The sequence below is a fragment of the Streptomyces sp. DS1-CR2 genome (assembly GCF_055760475.1).
This window is the reverse complement of sequence record NZ_CM147085.1, coordinates 4,276,123-4,294,427: the sequence shown is the minus strand read 5'-3', so window position 1 is coordinate 4,294,427 and position 18,305 is coordinate 4,276,123. Positions and strand designations below refer to the sequence as shown.

Annotated in this window: 22 protein-coding genes; 10 read left to right on the top strand and 12 right to left on the bottom strand. The window is 71.6% G+C overall.

Translation table 11 applies throughout. The features are described from left to right. Nucleotides 1–92: 92 nt before the first annotated feature. The 5 genes from ACY0PA_RS20665 to mshD all read right to left on the bottom strand — a co-directional run bounded on the left by ACY0PA_RS20665 (nt 93) and on the right by mshD (nt 4,409). Nucleotides 93–1,040: an ABC transporter permease gene (locus ACY0PA_RS20665; RefSeq protein ID WP_473086003.1), complete on the bottom strand. Its 948-nt coding sequence runs from the start codon at nt 1,038–1,040 to the stop codon at nt 93–95. After that, a complete protein-coding gene (locus ACY0PA_RS20660; RefSeq protein ID WP_473086002.1) occupies nt 1,037–2,038 on the bottom strand; it encodes a hypothetical protein in 1,002 nt (333 codons plus the stop codon). The genes ACY0PA_RS20665 and ACY0PA_RS20660 overlap by 4 nt, the downstream gene beginning before the upstream one ends. Beyond that, a complete protein-coding gene (locus tag ACY0PA_RS20655; RefSeq protein WP_473086001.1) occupies nt 2,035–2,955 on the bottom strand; it encodes an ABC transporter ATP-binding protein in 921 nt (306 codons plus the stop codon). Before ACY0PA_RS20655 ends, ACY0PA_RS20660 begins: the two co-directional genes overlap by 4 nt. Then, entirely contained in the window at nt 2,952–3,341 is a 390-nt protein-coding gene (locus ACY0PA_RS20650) for a GntR family transcriptional regulator (RefSeq protein WP_473086381.1), read from the bottom strand. The genes ACY0PA_RS20655 and ACY0PA_RS20650 overlap by 4 nt, the downstream gene beginning before the upstream one ends. A 135-nt stretch (nt 3,342–3,476) precedes the next feature. Next, on the bottom strand, nt 3,477–4,409 hold the full coding sequence (gene mshD / locus ACY0PA_RS20645; RefSeq protein WP_473086000.1) for a mycothiol synthase: 933 nt from the start codon (nt 4,407–4,409) through the stop codon (nt 3,477–3,479). An 82-nt stretch (nt 4,410–4,491) separates the two neighbouring features. On the opposite strand from mshD, the gene ACY0PA_RS20640 reads away from it, so the two are divergent. After that, a complete protein-coding gene (locus ACY0PA_RS20640) occupies nt 4,492–4,683 on the top strand; it encodes a hypothetical protein (RefSeq protein ID WP_473086652.1) in 192 nt (63 codons plus the stop codon). Nucleotides 4,684–4,773: 90 nt separating this feature from the next. Continuing rightward, nucleotides 4,774–6,039: an LmeA family phospholipid-binding protein gene (locus ACY0PA_RS20635; RefSeq protein WP_473085999.1), complete on the top strand. Its 1,266-nt coding sequence runs from the start codon at nt 4,774–4,776 to the stop codon at nt 6,037–6,039. A 14-nt stretch (nt 6,040–6,053) separates the two neighbouring features. On the opposite strand, the gene ACY0PA_RS20630 is transcribed toward ACY0PA_RS20635, so the two are convergent. The 3 genes from ACY0PA_RS20630 to ACY0PA_RS20620 all read right to left on the bottom strand — a co-directional run bounded on the left by ACY0PA_RS20630 (nt 6,054) and on the right by ACY0PA_RS20620 (nt 9,389). Further along, nucleotides 6,054–7,469 (bottom strand): HAMP domain-containing sensor histidine kinase, encoded by a 1,416-nt coding sequence (locus ACY0PA_RS20630; protein WP_473085998.1) that lies wholly within the window; start codon nt 7,467–7,469, stop codon nt 6,054–6,056. Continuing rightward, complete coding sequence (locus tag ACY0PA_RS20625; protein WP_383985813.1) at nt 7,466–8,203, bottom strand: response regulator transcription factor; 738 nt, start codon at nt 8,201–8,203, stop codon at nt 7,466–7,468. The genes ACY0PA_RS20630 and ACY0PA_RS20625 overlap by 4 nt, the downstream gene beginning before the upstream one ends. 94 nt (nt 8,204–8,297) lie before the next feature. After that, nucleotides 8,298–9,389, bottom strand: coding sequence for a S1C family serine protease (locus tag ACY0PA_RS20620; RefSeq protein WP_473085997.1), 1,092 nt, complete (start codon nt 9,387–9,389; stop codon nt 8,298–8,300). Between the two features lie 199 nt (nt 9,390–9,588). On the opposite strand from ACY0PA_RS20620, the gene ACY0PA_RS20615 reads away from it, so the two are divergent. Continuing rightward, a complete protein-coding gene (locus tag ACY0PA_RS20615; RefSeq protein WP_473085996.1) occupies nt 9,589–9,744 on the top strand; it encodes a hypothetical protein in 156 nt (51 codons plus the stop codon). Between the two features lie 74 nt (nt 9,745–9,818). Here ACY0PA_RS20615 and ACY0PA_RS20610 read toward each other — a convergent pair whose 3' ends face one another. Together ACY0PA_RS20610 and ACY0PA_RS20605 are read right to left on the bottom strand one after the other, a co-directional pair. After that, a complete protein-coding gene (locus ACY0PA_RS20610) occupies nt 9,819–10,841 on the bottom strand; it encodes a LacI family DNA-binding transcriptional regulator (RefSeq protein ID WP_473085995.1) in 1,023 nt (340 codons plus the stop codon). Between the two features lie 23 nt (nt 10,842–10,864). Next, the gene (locus tag ACY0PA_RS20605; RefSeq protein ID WP_473085994.1) at nt 10,865–11,728 is read right to left on the bottom strand and encodes a winged helix-turn-helix transcriptional regulator; all 864 of its coding nucleotides are present in this window, start codon (nt 11,726–11,728) and stop codon (nt 10,865–10,867) included. Between the two features lie 265 nt (nt 11,729–11,993). Between ACY0PA_RS20605 and ACY0PA_RS20600 the strand changes: the two genes are divergently transcribed. The 7 genes from ACY0PA_RS20600 to ACY0PA_RS20570 all read left to right on the top strand — a co-directional run bounded on the left by ACY0PA_RS20600 (nt 11,994) and on the right by ACY0PA_RS20570 (nt 16,827). Continuing rightward, nucleotides 11,994–12,827, top strand: a complete 834-nt coding sequence (locus tag ACY0PA_RS20600) for an alpha/beta hydrolase (RefSeq protein ID WP_473085993.1) — start codon at nt 11,994–11,996, stop codon at nt 12,825–12,827. A gap of 36 nt (nt 12,828–12,863) precedes the next feature. Continuing rightward, nucleotides 12,864–13,118: a MoaD/ThiS family protein gene (locus tag ACY0PA_RS20595; RefSeq protein ID WP_100595616.1), complete on the top strand. Its 255-nt coding sequence runs from the start codon at nt 12,864–12,866 to the stop codon at nt 13,116–13,118. Nucleotides 13,119–13,123: 5 nt separating this feature from the next. Further along, nucleotides 13,124–14,377 (top strand): hypothetical protein, encoded by a 1,254-nt coding sequence (locus ACY0PA_RS20590; RefSeq protein WP_473085992.1) that lies wholly within the window; start codon nt 13,124–13,126, stop codon nt 14,375–14,377. Between the two features lie 126 nt (nt 14,378–14,503). Beyond that, nucleotides 14,504–15,232, top strand: coding sequence for an LmeA family phospholipid-binding protein (locus ACY0PA_RS20585; protein WP_473085991.1), 729 nt, complete (start codon nt 14,504–14,506; stop codon nt 15,230–15,232). Nucleotides 15,233–15,423: 191 nt separating this feature from the next. Continuing rightward, on the top strand, nt 15,424–15,504 hold the full coding sequence (locus ACY0PA_RS20580; protein WP_351257108.1) for a putative leader peptide: 81 nt from the start codon (nt 15,424–15,426) through the stop codon (nt 15,502–15,504). A 146-nt stretch (nt 15,505–15,650) separates the two neighbouring features. Continuing rightward, nucleotides 15,651–16,490: a sulfurtransferase gene (locus tag ACY0PA_RS20575; RefSeq protein WP_473085990.1), complete on the top strand. Its 840-nt coding sequence runs from the start codon at nt 15,651–15,653 to the stop codon at nt 16,488–16,490. 49 nt (nt 16,491–16,539) lie between these two features. After that, entirely contained in the window at nt 16,540–16,827 is a 288-nt protein-coding gene (locus tag ACY0PA_RS20570) for a DUF1416 domain-containing protein (protein ID WP_100595620.1), read from the top strand. Nucleotides 16,828–17,592: 765 nt separating this feature from the next. On the opposite strand, the gene ACY0PA_RS20565 is transcribed toward ACY0PA_RS20570, so the two are convergent. Both ACY0PA_RS20565 and ACY0PA_RS20560 read right to left on the bottom strand, forming a co-directional pair. Beyond that, a complete protein-coding gene (locus ACY0PA_RS20565) occupies nt 17,593–17,868 on the bottom strand; it encodes a DUF3099 domain-containing protein (RefSeq protein WP_473085989.1) in 276 nt (91 codons plus the stop codon). Nucleotides 17,869–17,893: 25 nt separating this feature from the next. Further along, a complete protein-coding gene (locus tag ACY0PA_RS20560; RefSeq protein ID WP_473085988.1) occupies nt 17,894–18,256 on the bottom strand; it encodes a DsrE family protein in 363 nt (120 codons plus the stop codon). Nucleotides 18,257–18,305: the final 49 nt, after the last annotated feature.

Here is an 18,305-nt window from a genome sequence, read left to right as displayed (position 1 = left end):
GTCTGAATGGTTGGTTACGGCGACATGACGTGCGGGGCATGGCGGGGCGTCCCGGGGACGTCCAGAGGCGCCCCGGCATGCCCCGCGAACGCCTACGGCCGCAGATTCCTGCGCAGGAGGGCGAAGACCGCCGTCACCGTGAGTGCCGTCAGGCCGAGGAGGATGCCCGTTTCGACGAGCTGGAGCGGCCAGAAGTGGGAGGACGGCTGGAATTCACGGTAGAAGCCAGTGATGTCGTGCTGGGCCAGGCAGCTCCTGTCCCCGACGCACAGCGGGTCAGCGATGTGGGCGCCGCTCCCGGTGACCGCGCCCTCGTCGAGGAAGAGGCCGGTGAAGCCGCGGTAGCCCTCGCGGACATTCCCGGTGACGGTGACGGAGGGCCACAGGCGGCCGCGGATTTCGCCGAGCGCGGTGATCACGATGCCGGTGAGGGCGAGCGAGACGCACATCGACGTGATCACGCGCCGGGCGATGAACGCCACCAGCGCGCCGAGGGCCAGGCCGAGCAGCGGGAGCGCGACGGCGGTCGGGCCGAGGGCGCCGTAGACGCCGTCGGTGAACCACTGGTTGTCGGGCAGGCCGCTCGCCCCCGACGCCACCAGGCGGCGCAGCGCCACGAGGATGCCGGTGCCCACGACGAGGAACGCGGCGGGCGCGGCGAGCTTCGCCGCCAGCCAGCGGGCCGGGGGGACGGACTGCGTCCAGGCGAGGGCGGCCGTGCCGCGCTCCAGCTCGCGGCCGATGAGCGTCCCGCCAGCGAAGGCGGCGGCGATCGCGGGCACGATCGTGATCAGGCTCGTGGTGAGCCCGAGCAGGCTGGTGTACGTGCCGGCGCCCGGCCCCGTGGCGGTGCAGGCGTTCACGACGCCCGCGACGCACTTTCCGGTGATGTGCCATCCGGAGCTGCCCGGTCCCCGCAGCCACAGCAGCAGCGCCCCGGTCAGCGCGACGTACGCGACCCACACCCACAGGGCGAGCCGGTGCAGCCGCAGCACCGTCCAGGTCAGGCCGGTCGACGGAGAGAAGGTGGCGGTGCTCATGCTGCGGACTCCTTCTTCGGCCGGTGGGTGTTCTTCGGCTGGTACCGGCGCAGGACGAGGAACGCGCCGACGACGGCGAGCGCGGTCAGGGCGAGCAGGATGCCCGTCTCCGTGAGCTGGCGGGGCCAGTAGTCGGGCGAGTGGAGGTAGCTGCGGGTGAAGCCGGTGATGTCGTGGCGGTCTAGGCACTTCTGGCTCAGGTAGCAGCCGGGGTCCGGGACCCTGGCGCCCGAGGACGTGATCGCCTTGCTGTACACAGGCAGTTCGGGCTGCAGACGCGAGAACGGTGAGTGCTGGAACGGCCAGTTGTTGCCGCGCAGCGCGCCGGCCAGCAGCTGCACGACACCGGCGACCACGAGGGCGGGCAGTGTGCGGCGCAGGACAAGGGCGGCCAGTACGCCGACCGCGAGGCCGAACAGGGCGGTCGCGACGGTGGCGGGGCCGATGGAGAAGGAGAACGAGCGGGGGCCGATGCCCGCGACCAGCAGGTGGTTGTGCGCGTTCCACACGAGCCGGTACAGGATGACGATCAGGCCCGTGCCGACGCCGACGAACACCGCGGGCACGGCCAGCTTCGCGGCCAGCCAGCGGGCGGGCGACACGGACTGGGTCCACGCCAACCGGGCGGTCCCCAGCTCCAGTTCGCGCGCGATGAGCGGTCCCGCGGCGAACACGGCGATCGCGCAGGAGGCGATGCCTATCAGCGAGGACGGCGCGTAGAAGAGCGAGTCGAACGAGCCGCCGATGAGGATGATCGGGGCCGACCCCTGGTACGCGTTGTCCTGCGCCCCGGAGTAGCCGAACGTGTCGAACGCCTTCTGTGCCGCGCTCGCCCCGGGGCCCCACAGCCACAGGAGCAGGCCCACGGTGATGGCGACGTAGGCGGACCACACCCACAGCGCGGTGCGGTGCAGGCGCAGCACCGTCCACACGAGGCCGTCGGGGCCGGGCATGCGGCGCCGGGCGGGGCGTTCAAGGGTCGGGGTCGTGGCGGTCATGCCGTCACCGCCACGGAGGACGCGGCCGTGCCCGGAGTGATCAGCGCCGGGGCGCCGGGGTTGCGCAGATGGGCGAGGACCAGCTCCTCCATGGACGGCTCCTGCGCCTCCCACGCGCTGTCGAGCGGTCCGTCGCGGCGGATCAGGGCGGTCAGCCCGCGGCCGGCGGCGCGGGACTCGACCACGGTGTGCGGGGCGAGACCGGCGGCCGTGCCGCGCCCGGTGACCAGGCTGTGCGCGGCCGTCAGGTCGTCGATGCCGCCGCCGAGCCGGATGCGCCCGGCGCCCAGGAGCAGCAAGTGGTCGCAGACGTCGGCCAGTTCGGCGACTACGTGCGACGACATCAGGATGGTGGTGCCGTGTTCGGCGGCGTCCGCCATCAGCGTGCCCATCAGCTCGTGGCGGGCCAGCGGGTCGAGGTCCGCCATCGGCTCGTCGAGGAGCATCAGTTGGGGGCGCTTGCCGAGCGCGAGGGCGAGCGCGACGCGGGTGCGCTGTCCGCCGGAGAGCGAGCGGACCCGGGCCGCGGGGTCGAGGTCGCCCTGCTCGATGATCGTGCCGGCGTACGCGGCGTCCCAGTGGCCCGGGTTCAGTTCGGCGCCCATGCGCAGGGTGTCCGCGATGGAGAGCTGCGGGTACAGCGGCTTGTCCTGCGAGAGGTAGGCGACGCGGTCGCGGTGCACGCCGGGGGCGGCGCCGAGGACGGTCAGGTGCCCCGAGCTGGGGCGCAGGAGCCCGGCGGCGATGGCGAGGAGGGTGGACTTTCCCGCGCCGTTGGGCCCGACCAGGGCGCTGATCCGCCCGGCGGGCAGCCGGAAGGAGCACATGTCGAGGGCGGTCCGGCCGTGGCGGCCGTAGCGCTTGCCGAGCCCTGTCGCCTCGATGGCGACGGCCGGGGTGGTGCTGGTGGAACTCACTGGTCCCCCTTCGGGAAGTTTGCGTCCAGTACGGCGCCGAACAGGGCGGCCGCGTCCTCGCGGTCGAGACCCGCGGCGCGGGCGCGGCGGGCCCAGTCCGCGAGTTCGGCCCGCAGCGGGGAGTCGGCCGGGGCCGCCGCGCCGAGCGTCCTGCGGACGAACGTGCCGAGACCGCGGCGGGCCTCGACCAGGCCCTCGCGCTCCAGCTCGCGGTACGCCTTGAGCACGGTGTTCGGGTTGATCGCGGTGGCTTCGACGACCTCGCGGGCCGTGGGCAGCTTGTCGCCCGGCTCCAGCAGGCCGAGGCGCAGGGCCTGCTGGGTCTGCTGGACGATCTGCAGGTAGGTGGCGACGCCGCTGCGCCGGTCGATCCGGTACTCGACCACGTTCTTCAACACCACCCTTTCACTAATCAAGTAGTGAAAGGGTGGTGCAAGAGAGGGGCAGTGTCAAGTGACGACTGCCCCTCGGGTGCCTGCCGGTCGCTTTCCGTTCCTGCGGTCGCTTTCCGCTCCTGCGGACTATGACTCCGTGCGGTACATCAGGTCCGTCTCGTGCGTGACGAAGCCGAGGCGCTCGTAGACCGTGACCGCCGGCTTGTTGTCGGCGTCCACGTAGAGCATCGCCGTCGGCATGCCCGACGCCGCCAGATGCCGCAGGCCCACCGCCGTGAGCGCCTTGCCGAGGCCGCCGCCCTGGTTGCCGGGCGCGACCCCGAGGACATACACCTCGCCGAGCTGCTCCTCCGCGTGGACCTTGGTCCAGTGGAAGCCGATGATCTCTCCGTCGCCCTCCCGCACGGCGAGGAAGAAACCGGCCGGGTCGAACCACGGCTCGGCCTTGCGGTCGTCCAGGTCGCGCTGGGTCAGCGAGCCCTGCTCGGGGTGGTGGGCGAACGCCGCCGCGTTCACCGCGAGCCAGGCCGCGTCGTCCTCGCCGGGTACGAAGGTCCGGATGATGACGCCCTCGGGCAGTACCGGCTCGGCGAGCGGGGGCCCCTCGGCCAACGGGCGCCGCATCTGGCGCAGTTCACGGAACAGGGTCAGGCCGAGAACCTGCGAGAGGTGCCGGGCCGCCGAGTGGCCGCCGTGCGCCCAGACCCGCAGCCGCTTGCCGGACGCGCCGAGCAGCGCCGAGCCGAGTGCCCGCCCGTGCCCGTGCCCGCGGTGCGCGGGGTGCACGACGAGCTCGGCGGCCGGCGCCTCGACCGGGTCGGTGTCCTCCAGCTGGCCGTACCCGATCAGCTCGCCGTCGACGGTCAGCAGGAAGTGGCGCACGCCCTCCCTGGGGCCGCCGCGCAACTGCAGCCTGCCCTGCTCCGACACCGCCTGCTGCCCGTCGACGCGGGCGGCGTCCGAGAGGATCTCCAGGACGGCTTCCGCCTGGTCGGGCGTGAGGGCGGTGAGCGTCTCGATCTGGCGGTCGGGGGCGGCGGGCACGGCATCGCTGGTCATGGACAAGAGGGTACGGCGACGGGCCCGCGCCGGTCTTGCCGCCGGGTGATGGCAATCAGCTGGTAACGGGCAAACACCTGGCGTGCTACGCGCGTTGACCTCGGCCTGCCGCACACCGTGCGGCGGCGGCGGCTTCGCGGCGCTCGGCCAGGGCAAGAACCCGCTGGTCGGCAGCGACGACCTGAAGGCGTTCGACGACTTTCTGACGGCCAACTCGTCGGCCACGTCACCGATCGCGCCCCCGAAGGCGGACCGGATCGCGATCGGGAAGTGACGTATCGCACGGCCGGGTCGGGGACCTAAACCGTCCCTTACTGGGAGTAATGCTTAGCGGTAAGGTCGGGACGTGTGGTGAAATCTCACGATGCGTTCCCCCCACCGCATAGCCACGTTCACGTCCGAGTCCGCCGAACTGTCTGATGTACGTACGGAGGAATCCGTTCCATCGGGCACTGTGCCGCACAACCCGTACGACGAGCTGGGCGCCCTCGCGGACAACCCGCTCGACGAGTTCCTCCACGAGGAAGACCCCGAGGCGGACCCGGACGACCAGCCCTGGTCCAGGCCCAACCACCGCCGCGGCAGCCGCCGCCGCAACCGGTTCGCCGGGCTCCCGCTCGCCACGAAGGCCGTCGTCGGGATCCTCGTCCTCGCCGCCTTCGTCACCCTCGCCGACCGCTGGGCCCTCCTCTACGCCGAGCACCGCGCCGCCGACCGGCTCAAGGACCAGCTGCACCTGAGCGCCGCGCCCGAGGTCGACATCGAGGGTTTCCCGTTCCTCACGCAGCTCGCCGACCGGCGCCTGGACGAGGTGAAGGTGACCGTCCCCGACGTCGCCGCGAGCCGCGTCTCCCTCGCCAAGGTCTCCGCGACCATCCGCGACGTGACGATCGACGGAGACGGCCTCACCGATGTGCGCGGCGCCCGCATCGGCGGCATGACCGGCGAGGTCCTGCTCTCCTTCGACGATCTGAACCGCGAACTCGGCGCCTCCCAGGTCACGTTCAGCGGACAGGGCAGCGACCGGGTCCTCGCGCGCGGCACGCTGCCCGTCGCCGGACACGACCTGAAGGTGCGCGCCTACGCCACGATCCGGCGCATCGGTGACACCGGCATCGCCACCGACATCGGCGGCATGCGGCTCGACATCGGCGACCTCGCCACGTACCGGCCCGGCACCCGCCCGTCCGAGGGCCTGCACCTGAGCCGCCGCTCGGTGGCGCGCCTCGCGACCGAGACCGCCAAGGCGAAGGCCCTGCTGTCCGTGCCGTCGCTCGTGCACCGGCTCGGCGTGCCCGACTCGGCGGTACGCGCGGCACTGCGCAGCGACCGGCGCCTGAGCGAGCTCACCGGCTCACCGCGCTTCGTGCACCAGCTGATGTCCCTGAACCTGGTCGACCTCGCGCTCGCGCACCCGGCGCTCCTGAAGAAGTTCGGCCTCGACCCGGCACTGCTCCAGGGCCTCACCCGGCTCACCCGCCCCGAACTCGCCGACCGCCTCTCCCTGGCGTTCCGCCTGCCGAAACTGCCGGGCGACGGCATGGGCGGCGTCCGGCTGAGCGGCGTGAAGGTCGAGAAGGACGGGATCCGGGTCGGGCTTACGGGGGAGGGGCTGGGCTTCGGCCGGTAGGCCGCCCAGGGCCCTCAGGGGACCTCCGGCGGAGGCGTCGGGGCGCCCGGCAGCTGCACCGTCGCGACCGTGCCGCCGCCCTCCGCGGGCCCGAGCTCGACGGTGCCGCCGCAGCTCTCCACCGTGCGGGCCACGATCGACAGGCCGAGGCCCGACCCCGGCAGCGCCCGCGCCGTCGGCGAACGCCAGAACCGGTCGAAGACGTAGGGGAGTTCATCGGCCGGAATGCCGGGACCGTGATCGCGCACGGTCAGCCGGCCGCGCATGAGGTGGACCTCCAGGGTTCCTTCCGGCGGGCTGAACTTGACGGCGTTGTCGAGCAGATTGACGATCGCGCGCTCCAGGGCGGCGGGCTCGGCCCGTACGTACCAGGGGGCGAGCTCGGACGTGATCGTCAGCTCGGGTCCGCGCAGCCGGGCCCGCTCGATCGCGGTGCGGACCGTGTCGTGCAGCGAGACGACCTTGAGCGGGCCGTCCCCGCCGGCCAGTCCCGTACGGGACAGCTCCTGCAAGTCCCCGATGAGCGCGGCCAGTTCGGTCATCTGTGCCTTGAGCGAGGCCATCAGCGCCCTGCGGTCGTCCGGCGGAATCGCGCGGCCCGTCTCGTCGCTGCGGGTGAGCAGCTCGATATTGGTGCGCATCGAGGTGAGGGGTGTGCGCAGCTCGTGCCCGGCGTCGGCGATGAGCTGCTGCTGGAGGTCGCGCGACGAGGCGAGCGAGGCGGTCATGGAGTTGAAGGACGCGGACAGGCGTGCGATCTCGTCGTCGCCCTCTACGGGGATGCGCACGGTGAGGTCTTCGGTACGGGCCACGTGTTCGACGGTGTCGGTGAGCTCGTCGACGGGGCGGAGCCCTGTGCGGGCGACCCACAGGCCGGCGGCGCCGGCGCCGATGACGCCGATCCCGGCGACGAGCGCCAGGATGAGGCCGAGCTTGTCGAGCGTGTCGTCGACTTCGCTGAGCGGCCGGGCCACGGACACCGCGGCCCGGTACTCGGGCAGCGGGTACGTGTAGACCCGGTACTTGGAGCTGTTACCGGCCGTCGCGTCGTGGGTGGCGTCCGACGTCTTGCCGTCCGCGACGCCGACGTCCGCGGAGGTCACCTCGACGGACTCCTTGCCGTAGATGACGCAGCTGTTGCCGTCCCGGTCGACGATCTGGATGACCTGCTTGAAGAGCCCGGGGTCGTCCGGGTTCAGGACGACGCGGCGGCAGTCCCCTTCGGGGGTGATGAGGCGGGCGACGACGTCGGGGCTCAGCCGGGCCGTGCCCTTCAGCGCGTCGTCCAGCGAATTGACCAGGGCGCCCTGCACGACGAACCAGCACGCCGTCGCCGCGGCGGCCACCGCCACCGCCACCGCTGTGGTCACCAGCAGCGCGAGGCGCGACCGCAGGGGCAGCCCCCGCAGCCGCCGTACGAACCGGGTCACTCCCCACCGCCTCCGGCCCGCAGCACGTACCCCACACCCCGCACTGTGTGAACCAGCCGCGGCTCGCCGCCCGCCTCCGTCTTCCGGCGCAGGTACATCACGTAGACGTCCAGGGAGTTGGAGCTCGGCTCGAAGTCGAAGCCCCAGACCGCCTTGAGGATCTGTTCGCGGGTGAGGACCTGGCGCGGATGGGCGAGGAACATCTCCAGGAGCGTGAACTCCGTGCGGGTGAGCTCGACGGTGCGCGCGCCGCGCGTGACCTCGCGGGTCGCGAGATCCATGCGCAGGTCGGCGAAGGACAGGACGTCACCGGCGTCGTCCGCCGGGCCCGCCGCCGAGGCGTAGGCACTGCGCCGCAGCAGCGCCCGTACCCGCGCGAACAGCTCGTCCAGTTCGAACGGCTTGACCAGGTAGTCGTCGGCGCCCGCGTCGAGCCCGGTCACGCGGTCGCCGACGGTGTCGCGGGCGGTGAGCATCAGGATCGGCGTCCTGGACCCGCCGGCCCGCAGCCGCCGGGCGGCCGTGAGGCCGTCCATGCGCGGCATCTGGATGTCGAGGACGACCAGGTCGGGCTGGTACGCGGCCGCCTTGTCGAGCGCGTCCGCGCCGTCGACCGCGACCTCGGTGCCGTACCCCTCGAAGGCGAGGCTGCGCCGCAGCGCCTCGCGGACGGCGGGTTCGTCGTCGACGATGAGAATGCGCTGGGGTTCGCGGTCGCCTTCGGCGGGGCTCATGGGCGGGCTTCCTCGGGGGTGCGGACGGTGGTGGGGGCCGGTATCAGCCTCGCACGGTGGCGCTACGGGTGGGCGCGGCGGTGCGCGGCCGGGGTCAGCTGCCGGAGGTGCCCCCGCTGCGCAGCGAGTCGAGGTCGGCCTTGACGGTGTTGACGGGGATGGCGAAGCCGAGGCCGACGCTGCCCGCGCCGGACGATCCGGACCCGCTGTCCGAACTGGCCGAGTACATCGCGGAGTTGATGCCGATGATGTTGCCGTTCATGTCGATGAGGGCGCCGCCGGAGTTGCCGGGGTTGAGGGAGGCGTCGGTCTGGAGGGCCTTGTACGTCGTCTTGGACGAGCCGGTGTCGCCGTTGAACTGCCGCCCGCCGAACTCGAACGGCCACTGGCCGTCGCTGCCGCCGCCCTGTTGCTGCTGCTGTTCCTCGTCCGTGGAGACGGTGACGTCGCGGTCGAGCGCGGAGACGATGCCGCTGGTGACGGTGCCGGTCAGGCCCTCGGGGGAGCCGATGGCGACGACCTCGTCGCCGACCTTCACGTTGTCGGAGTCGCCGAGGGACGCGGTCTTGAGGCCGGACGCGTTCTTCAGCTTGATGAGGGCGAGGTCCTTCTTGGCGTCGGTGCCGACGACGTCGGCGGTGTAGGTCTTGCCGTCGCTCGTGCGCACCTTGACCGTCGAGGCGCCCGAGACGACGTGGTTGTTGGTGACGATCTCGCCGTCGCTCGTGATGACGACGCCGGAGCCGGTCGAACTGCCCGCGTTCGAGGTCGCGCTGATCTCCACGATGGCGGGGCTGACGGCCTGGGCGACACCGGCGACGGTGCCCTTCTTGCTGGCCGGCACGACGCTCGCGCCGGCGCTGGTGGACGTGGAGTCCTTGCTGGTCAGCTCCTGGAAGGCGTACGCGGTGCCGCCGCCCACGGCCGCGGCGGCGAGGGCGGCCGCGGCGAGCAGCCCGAGCGGGCCCCTGACCCGCCGCCGGCGTGCGGGCGGCGCGGGGGAGCCTTCCGGTACCGGAGCGGGCCACATCGCCGAACCCGGGGCGGCGTTCGCCGGCTGCGGCGGGTCGTGCGCGGGCGGAGGCGGGAACGCGCCGCCCGCCTCGGGGGTCCCCGGAGACGAGGACTGCGAGTGCTGCTGCTGGCCCTGGGGGTACTCGCCGCTTCGGCGGAAGCTCTCGGTCATGGCGGTAAGCCTGCGCCGCGTTCATGAGAGCCGCCTGAGCTTGTCCTGAGAGTCCCGCGAGAACCCTGTTTGCCCGAAATAAAGGCGCCCCTGGCAAACGGCGGGTTGACGGGGGATGAGATACGGGAGGGCGCCGGAACAACTCTCACCTGCCTGCTGTGAAGGCCGTGTGTTCAGGGGGCCGTGGGACCTACGATCCGTGCGCCGGAGGGGGGTCTGCGGCGGTGCTGGGGCTGAGCCCGACTCGGGCGGCACGCTCTGGCTCTACCCGGGCACCAACAAGGCGTCCTCCGACGTCTTCGGCGCGCGCAAGAGCCTCGGCACCGGGTTCAACCAGTACAACCTGATGTTCTGAGCACGTGTTCTGAGTGACACGCGGCACGCGCGCGTCGGTCCCGCGGTTCGGGGCCGGCGCGCGTTTGTGTGCGGTCAGGGGCAGCCGCAGGACTGGCGGACGACCAGCCGCGAGGGGAACACCTTCAGGCGCTCACGCCGGGACCCGGCGACGCGCAGCGAGTCGTCGAGGACGAGGTCGACGGCGGACCGCGCCATCGCCGAGCGGTCCGATGCGACCGTCGTCAGCGGCGGATCCGTCAGACCCGCCTCCTTCACGTCGTCGAACCCGGCGACGGCCAGCTCGCCCGGCACATCGATCCGCAGTTCGCGCGCGGCCCGCAGGATGCCGAAGGCCTGGTCGTCCGTGGAGCAGAAGATCGCCGGCGGCCGCTGGGGCCCGGCGAGCAGCTCGAGCCCGATCTTGTACGCGTCGTAGCGGTTGTACGGGGCCTCGAACAGCCGGCCCTCGGTGGAGAGTCCCGCCTCCTGCATGGCCCGGCGCCAGCCTTCGACGTGGTCGGAGACCGGGTCGCCGACGGACGGCGTCTCGGCGGTGCCGCCGAGACAGGCGACGTACGTGTGGCCGTGCTCGAGGAGATGGCGGGTGGCGAGCTGGGCGCCGCCGATGTCGTCGATCACGACCGCGACGTCGTCGATCGCCTCGGGCCGCTCGTGCAGCAGGACCACGCGCGCGTCCCACGCCTCGATCTCGGCCGCGGCCAGATCGTTCAGGCCGTGGCTGACGAGGATGAGGCCGGACACCCGCATGCCGAGGAAGGCCCGCAGATAGTGGACCTCGCGCTCCTCGACGTAGTCGGAGTTGCCGACGAGGACCATCTTTCCGCGTTCGGACGCCGCCTGTTCGACGGCGTGCGCCATCTCCGCGAAGAACGGCTGGCGCGCGTCCGGCACGATCATGCCTATGAGGTCGGTCCGCCGCGACGCCATCGCCTGGGCGACCCGGTCGGGCCGGTACCCCAGCTCCTTGATCGCGGCGAGTACACGCTCGCGCGTGGCCGGGGCAACCGGCCTAGGTCCGTTGTTGATGACGTAGCTCACGACCGCGGTCGAAGTACCCGCCAGTCGCGCCACATCATCCCGAGTCACCTTGGCCACGCGCGGAGTCTACGCGGATGGACCTACCGCTGGGCAGGGCGTCCGGTGGCGGCCTGGTGAGTGCCCGCCCCGGGCTGCTCGACGGGCTCCGCCGCGGCACGGGAATCGGCCCCGGAGTCCGTGCTGTCGGCCTTTTCCGTGTGTGCTGCGTGCTCTGCGGTGTCCGGCTTCGGAGCGGCCGCCTTGGCCTTCGCCGCGTCCGCCGCCCGCTCGACCTTCTCCGGCGTCACGAAGCGGTAGCCGACGTTGCGCACGGTGCCGATCAGTGACTCGTGCTCGGGCCCGAGCTTCGCGCGCAGGCGCCGCACATGGACGTCGACGGTGCGGGTGCCGCCGAAGTAGTCGTAGCCCCACACCTCCTGGAGCAGCTGGGCGCGCGTGAAGACGCGGCCCGGGTGCTGCGCGAGGTACTTGAGGAGCTCGAACTCCTTGAAGGTCAGGTCGAGGACCCGCCCCTTCAGTTTCGCGCTGTAGGTGGCCTCGTCGACCGACAGATCGCCGTTGCGGATCTCCATGGGGGAGTCGTCGGCGACGATCTGCTGGCGGCCCATCGCGAGCCGCAGCCGCGCCTCGACCTCGGCGGGTCCCGCCGTGTCGAGAAGGACGTCGTCGATGCCCCAGTCGGCGGTGACCGCCGCGAGGCCGCCCTCCGTCACGACGAGGACCAGCGGACAGCCGGGCCCGGTGGAGCGCAGAAGCTGGCACAGGCTGCGTACCTGCGGGAGGTCGCGGCGCCCGTCGATGAGAATGACGTCGGCACCGGGGGTGTCGACGAGAGCGGGGCCCTCGGCGGGGGCGACCCGCACGTTGTGCAGCAGCAGGCCGAGAGCGGGGAGCACCTCCGTCGACGGCTGAAGGGCATTGGTCAGGAGCAGCAAAGAACTCATCGCGCCCCACCTGCCTGGGTCGTCCTGCGGTCGTGCACGTTTCGCTCGCCCATAACGTCTGGTTCCTCCTCGGTCCCTGCGAGGACGTTTACGGCACTGCTTTGTACTGCTTGTTCGTACTTCTGTACTGCTTCGTACTGCTTTTGGCCCCGCGCCCTGGGGCCTGTGCGCCGTGCGGTCCGCGTTCGTATACAACGCCGTCCGAAAGCACAAAAGGACCCGGGGGCTTCGCTGCCCGGATCCTCTGCCAAGGAGAATAGCCCACATGAGTACCGGTCGGGCAGGTCAGGACGCGCAATCTTCTGTGCAGCCGATCACTGCGCGCTCACGGCGCGTGATGCTGCGCACGCGGGACGGTGTGCCGATCGAGGCCGCCTACGAGCCCGGGGCAGGGCCCGCCGGGGGCCCGGTGATCGTGGTCGCGCACGGGTTCACGGGCGATCTGGAACGGCCGCATGTCCGGCGTGCGGCGGGAGTGTTCGCGCAGCGTGCCGCCGTGGTCACGTTCTCGTTCCGGGGGCACGGGCGGTCGGGCGGGCGGTCCACTGTCGGCGACCGGGAGGTACTCGACCTGGTGGCCGCCGTGGAGTGGGCGAGGTCACTCGGGCATGAACAGGTGGTGACGGTCGGATTCTCGATGGGCGGGTCCGTCGTCCTGCGGCACGCCGCGTTGCACAGGGGGCGCACGGAAGCGCGGTCCGACGCCGTCGTCGCGGTCAGTGCCCCGGCCCGCTGGTACTACCGCGGGACCGCGCCGATGCGGCGTTTGCACTGGCTGGTGACGCGGCCCGCCGGCCGGATGGTGGGCCGTATCGGGCTCCGCACCCGCATTCACCCGCACGAGTGGGACCCGGTGCCGCTCTCGCCGGTCGAGTCCGTGCCGCTGATCGCGCCGACGCCGCTCCTGATCGTGCACGGCGACCGGGATCCGTACTTCCCCCTCGATCACCCGCGCATGCTGGTCTCGGCCGCGCCCGGCGGGGCCGAGCTGTGGCTGGAACCGGGCATGGGCCATGCCGAGCACGCGGCGGACGACGGGCTCCTCGCGCGGATCGGTGGCTGGGCCACGGCATCATGGACGACGGCAACCGCCGAATAATCCGCAGGGACAGACCGCATGGGAGGAACGCCGCACATGGCCAACGGAACCATCCGCTACTGGGCCGCGGCCAAGGCGGCCGCCGGTGTCGCCGAGGAGCCGTACGAGGCCGAGACGCTGGCCGACGCGCTGGAGGGCGTGCGTACGCGACACCCCGGTGACCTGGTGCGCGTCCTGCAGCGTTCCTCGTTCCTCATCGACGGTGACCCCGTCGGCAAGCGCGGTCATGAGACGGTACGGCTTGCCGAGGGCGGCACGGTCGAGGTGCTCCCGCCGTTCGCAGGAGGGTGACCGCGATGAGTGACGAGCCGTACGAAGACGAGTACGGGCAGCAGCAGCCGCCCCAGCAGACCCAGCGCTGGCAGGGCCGGACCTGGGACACCCAGGCCCAGTCGACGTATCCGCCGCCCCAGGGATTCGAGCCCGGCCGGGCCGCATACGGGCAGGCCGAGTACGGCCAGGCCGCGTACGGGCAGGGTCCGGTGAGCCAGACCGGCGGTGAGCAGCACGCTTACGGCGCCCAGCAGGCGTACGGCGCTGAGCAGCACGCCTACGGCGGTGACCAGCAGGCTTACGGCTACGGGCAGGATCCGTACGGGCAGGGGCCCGCGGTCCAGACGCCCGGTGGCCGGACTCCGCCGCCCGCGCACGCCGCGTACGGCCAGGCGCCCGGGGCGCCCGGTGCCGATCAGCAGACGCAGGTCTTCGGGACGGTGGCGGCGGCCCAGTCGCTGCCCGTGGCCGAGCCGGAGGCCGCCGGTTACGGGCCCGCCACCGTCACCGGCAACGCCCGCGTCACCGACGCGCAGCGCGCCCGTGCGGAGGGGCGGTCGCCGATCATAGAGCCGGGGATGCAGCCCGCCGCGCTGACCGCGCTGCTCGGGCTGCTGCTCGCGGGCGGCGCCGCGGTGGGCCAGTACGCGCTGCTCGTGCCGCTCGTGCTGCTCCAGGCCGTCACGGCCGCCGGCTGGTTCCGGCTCAACGGCATGTGGCCCGCCCGGCAGGGCATCGCGCTCGCCTTCGCGGGCGGCCTCGCCGCCGACGCCGCGCTGCTCGTCACCGGCCGGGAGAACGCGCCCGCCGCGATCCTCGGCACCCTCGGTGTGTGGGTCCTGCTCACCCTCGTCCTCCAGCTCCGCAGCCACGCGGCCCCGGACGAGCGCATGTACGGCCTGATGGCGACGGTCGCCTCCGCGGCGCTCGCCATCGTCGCGACCGGACACCTCGCGGCCGACCCGGGCGCCGTGACCGTCGGCGCCGTGGCCGTCGCCGTCGCCGTCCTCGCGCGGGCGCTCCCGCTGCCGACGCCCGCCTCCGTGGCCGTCGCGCTGCTGGCCGCCGCGGGCGCCGGCATCGCCGCCGGCGGCATGACCGACATGGGATCCAAGGGTGCGCTCCTCGGCTTCGGCGCCGGTGTCTGCGCGCTGATCGGCCACCGCGTCGCGAGTTACGACTATCCGTCCCGCTTCGTGCACATGACGGCGGGCGTGGCCCTGCCGCTGGCCGCCGCGGCCCCGGCCGTCTATCTGCTCGGGCGGGTCGTGGGCTGAGCGTCCGGCGGGCACACGGCCTGTCACAGCTGATCGACAAGAATCGGGCCGGGCCCCCTTCGCGGGGGTCCGGCCCGTACTCTCGCGATCAGGAACTGTCGTCCAGGTGGGGGGAAACACCGGGCCATGCGTGCTCTGCGGATACTTCTGATCGTCGTCGTGATCCTGGGCGGCCTGTTCGTCATCGCCGACCGGGTCGCGGTGAACTACGCGGAGGGCGAGGCGGCCGACCGCGTGCGCACCAGCGAGGGCCTGGCCAGCACGCCCGACGTGTCCATCAACGGCTTCCCGTTCCTGACCCAGGCCGCGGGCGGCACCCTGGACGACGTGGAGATCGGCATCAAGGACTACGACGCGAAGAGCGGCGGCGAGTCGATCCGGATCGCCGATCTGCACGCCGAGATGCACGACGTTCGGTTCAACAGCAGCTTCAGCTCCGCCACCGCCGACTCGGCCACCGGCACCGCCCGCATCTCCTACGCCGAGCTGCTCAAGGCCGTCAAGAAGCAGGACGCCGCCCAGGTCGCCCCCGGCATGACGGCCCAGATCGAGGGCCTCTCCTACGGCGGCGGCGACAAGGTCAAGGTCGCGATCACCGTGCACACGCCGGTGGGCACCCTGCACCCCACCGTCCTCAGCTCGGTCAAGGTCACCGACGGCAAGGTCTCGGCGCGTGCCGACAGCCTGCCCAAGGCCGGCGCGCTCGACCTGGCCGAGGGCCGGATCCGCGCCGTCACCGACTTCCAGCAGGCGATCGACGACCTGCCGGCCGGGATCGAGCTGGACCGGGTCGAGGCGGTCAAGGACGGCGTCGAGATCTCGGTGAAGGGTTCGAAACTCGACCTCGTCGGGTAGCCACCGGGAAACGGCGCGTCCGCACTGCGAGACGACGCCGTCCGCACAGCAGTGACCGTCGGAGCCGCAGCGGCCCCGGAGCCCGGGGTGAGCGGCTCCGGGGCCACACCCATCTCGCATCGTGGACGATCGCGTCTCAGAATGCGACACGCCGGTGACACGGCCGCCCGTGCGTACCTACGATCGGTGGCATGAAGCGACAGGCGGATCTCACGAAGCGGCGGGCAGTAGACCTGTGCCGCGTCGCCGCCATGCTCTGTCGCACCGCCTGAGCGGGACGGCAACTCCCGCTTCCTCAGGCCCCTTTGAGGCCTCCCCCCGCGCGCGCCGAATGCCGTCCCTGTCTGCATGCAGGGACCGTGCCCGCACCGCACCCGCACTCCCGCACCCCGCCGCAACTGCCCCGGAGGAGAAAAACATGAGCCGCAGCGACGTCCTGGTAGACGCCGACTGGGTCGAGGCGAACCTCGACAACCCGAAGGTCGTCATCGTCGAGGTCGACGAGGACGCTTCGGCGTACGACAAGAACCACATCAAGAACGCCATCAAGGTCGACTGGCAGCAGGACCTCCAGGACCCGGTCCGCCGCGACTTCATCGACCAGGCCGGCTTCGAGAAGCTTCTGTCCTCGCGCGGCATCGCCAACGACGACACGGTCGTCCTCTACGGCGGCAACAACAACTGGTTCGCGTCCTACGCCTACTGGTACTTCAAGCTCTACGGCCACGACAGCGTCAAGCTGCTCGACGGCGGCCGCAAGAAGTGGGAGCTCGACTCGCGCGACCTCGTCGCCGAGATCGTCCGGCGCCCCGCCACGGAGTACAAGGCCAAGGCCCAGGACACCTCGATCCGCGCCTTCCGTGACGACGTCGTCGCCGCGATCGGCAGCCTGAACCTCGTCGACGTGCGCTCGCCCGACGAGTTCTCCGGCAAGCTCCTCGCCCCGGCGCACCTCCCGCAGGAGCAGTCGCAGCGTCCGGGCCACGTCCCGTCCGCGCGCAACATCCCGTGGTCGAAGAACGCCAACGACGACGGCACGTTCAAGTCGGACGACGAGCTCAAGGCCCTCTACGAGGACGAGCAGGTCGACCTGGCCAAGGACACCATCGCGTACTGCCGCATCGGTGAGCGCTCGGCCCTGACGTGGTTCGTCCTGCACGAGCTGCTCGGCCAGGCCAACGTCAAGAACTACGACGGCTCGTGGACCGAGTACGGCTCGCTCGTCGGCGTGCCGATCGAGCTCGGCGCCAACAAGTAACCCCGCCCGACCCCCCTGACAGACCTGACCGACCTTTTTGGAGAAGCACATGTGTGGAGCGAAGGCCGGCGGCCCCGACGCCTCGACGATCAAGCCCGGTGAGACCACCATCCAGGGCCAGGTGACCCGCGACGGCGAGCCCGTCACCGGTTACGTGCGCCTGCTGGACTCGACCGGCGAGTTCACGGCCGAGGTCCCCACCTCGGCGACGGGACAGTTCCGTTTCTACGCGGCCGAGGGCACGTGGACGCTGCGCGCCCTGGTCCCCGGCGGCTCGGCGGACCGTACGGTCGTCGCCCAGACCGGTGGTCTCTCCGAGGTCGCCATCGCCGTCTGACACGGCTCGCCGTGTGACGGCGGCGCAGATACGGCCGAGGGGCCGCACCTCCGGGGGTTGGACGCCTACGGAATCGGGGTGCGGTCCCTCGGCTTTGTGCGGAGCCTGTACTGACGGGCGTGTACATGGCGCTGCTCTGCTAATTTTCCTGACAGGCTGGGACCTGACTCGTCTCCGACAAGGAGCTCGGCCCTCACGTCGGTGACAAGTACGACACGCAAGGGATGGACAGCGCCGATGACCGGCGCGGCGTTCTGCCCGACATCGAGAAGTCCGTCGCCGAGCGCAAGCCCGTGCCCATCAACATCACGCGCGTCGACGAGGACGGCAACCGCCACGGCCACAGCCTGGTGATCATCGGGCAGGAGGGCGGAAAGCTCCGGGTCTACACCCGTGGGGCACCACGTCCTGGATCAGCGAGGACGATTTCAGCAACGGTGATCTCGAGACAGCCGCCGACGACCGTTACTCCAAGCCCCACGAGGGCGACGTCAGCCGCGTCTACATCCAGCAGGAGCCAACTACCCGGGGACCGAAGTCTCGGGCTTGCTGCTCGGGTTTACCGATGGCTTCGGTGGCTCCGGCTGCGTCCAGCTTTCACACAGGCCGGGACGGGGCCGAGGGGGCCGAGAGCTCCCAGGGGCCGCCTCGGGGCCTTACGGGGCCAGGGCTCCTAGGGGGCCCAGGGCTCCTAAGGGCCCTACAGGTCCTAGGGAACCTTGGGTGGCCTAATGGTCGTACGGGTCCTGGGGCTCCTTGGGTGGCCTAATGGTCGTACGGGTCCTGGGGGCGTTTCTTGCCGTCCAGCTCGTCCCACCACTCGTCGGACTTCGCGTCGCCGGAGGGGTCGTCCCACCAGCGGTCGTCGGGGCCGCGGCGGTTGGCGACGATCGCGGCGACGGGCGGAATCACCATCGACACGATGCACATCGCCACGGCGGCGGGCACGGACCAGAGGCGCACGACGGCCCAGGCCAGGACGAACAGGCCGATGCAGAGGCCCATCATGGCGAAGTACAGGTGACGACGCCGCGAGTACATGCTTCAAGCCTAGGTCCGCTCCGCGTCAATAGACGAGCGCCTGCGTCCCGTCCGCCATCGCCTCCTGCACGAAGACCTGCGCGCCGGCGATCCGGACGCCCTCGATGACGTCCTTCTCCGTGATCTCACGGCGGGCCGCGCACTGCGTGCACAGAGTGATCCGCCCGGCCGCCAGGACCGACTCGATCAGGTCGGGCAGCGGCGCGGCGTGCGGCAGCTCGAACTCGGCGGCGCGGCCCGGCAGCGCGAACCACGACGACTCGCCGGTCAGCCAGAGGGAGACCTCCACGCCGCTGGCCACGGCCACCGCCGCGACCGTGAAGGCCTGCGAGCAGCGTTCGGGGGCATCGGCCCCCGCGGTCACCTTGATCACGAGCTTGTTCGCCATGGCTGAATCGTAATCAACTCCCGTACAACCAGGGATGTTGCCCGTGGGT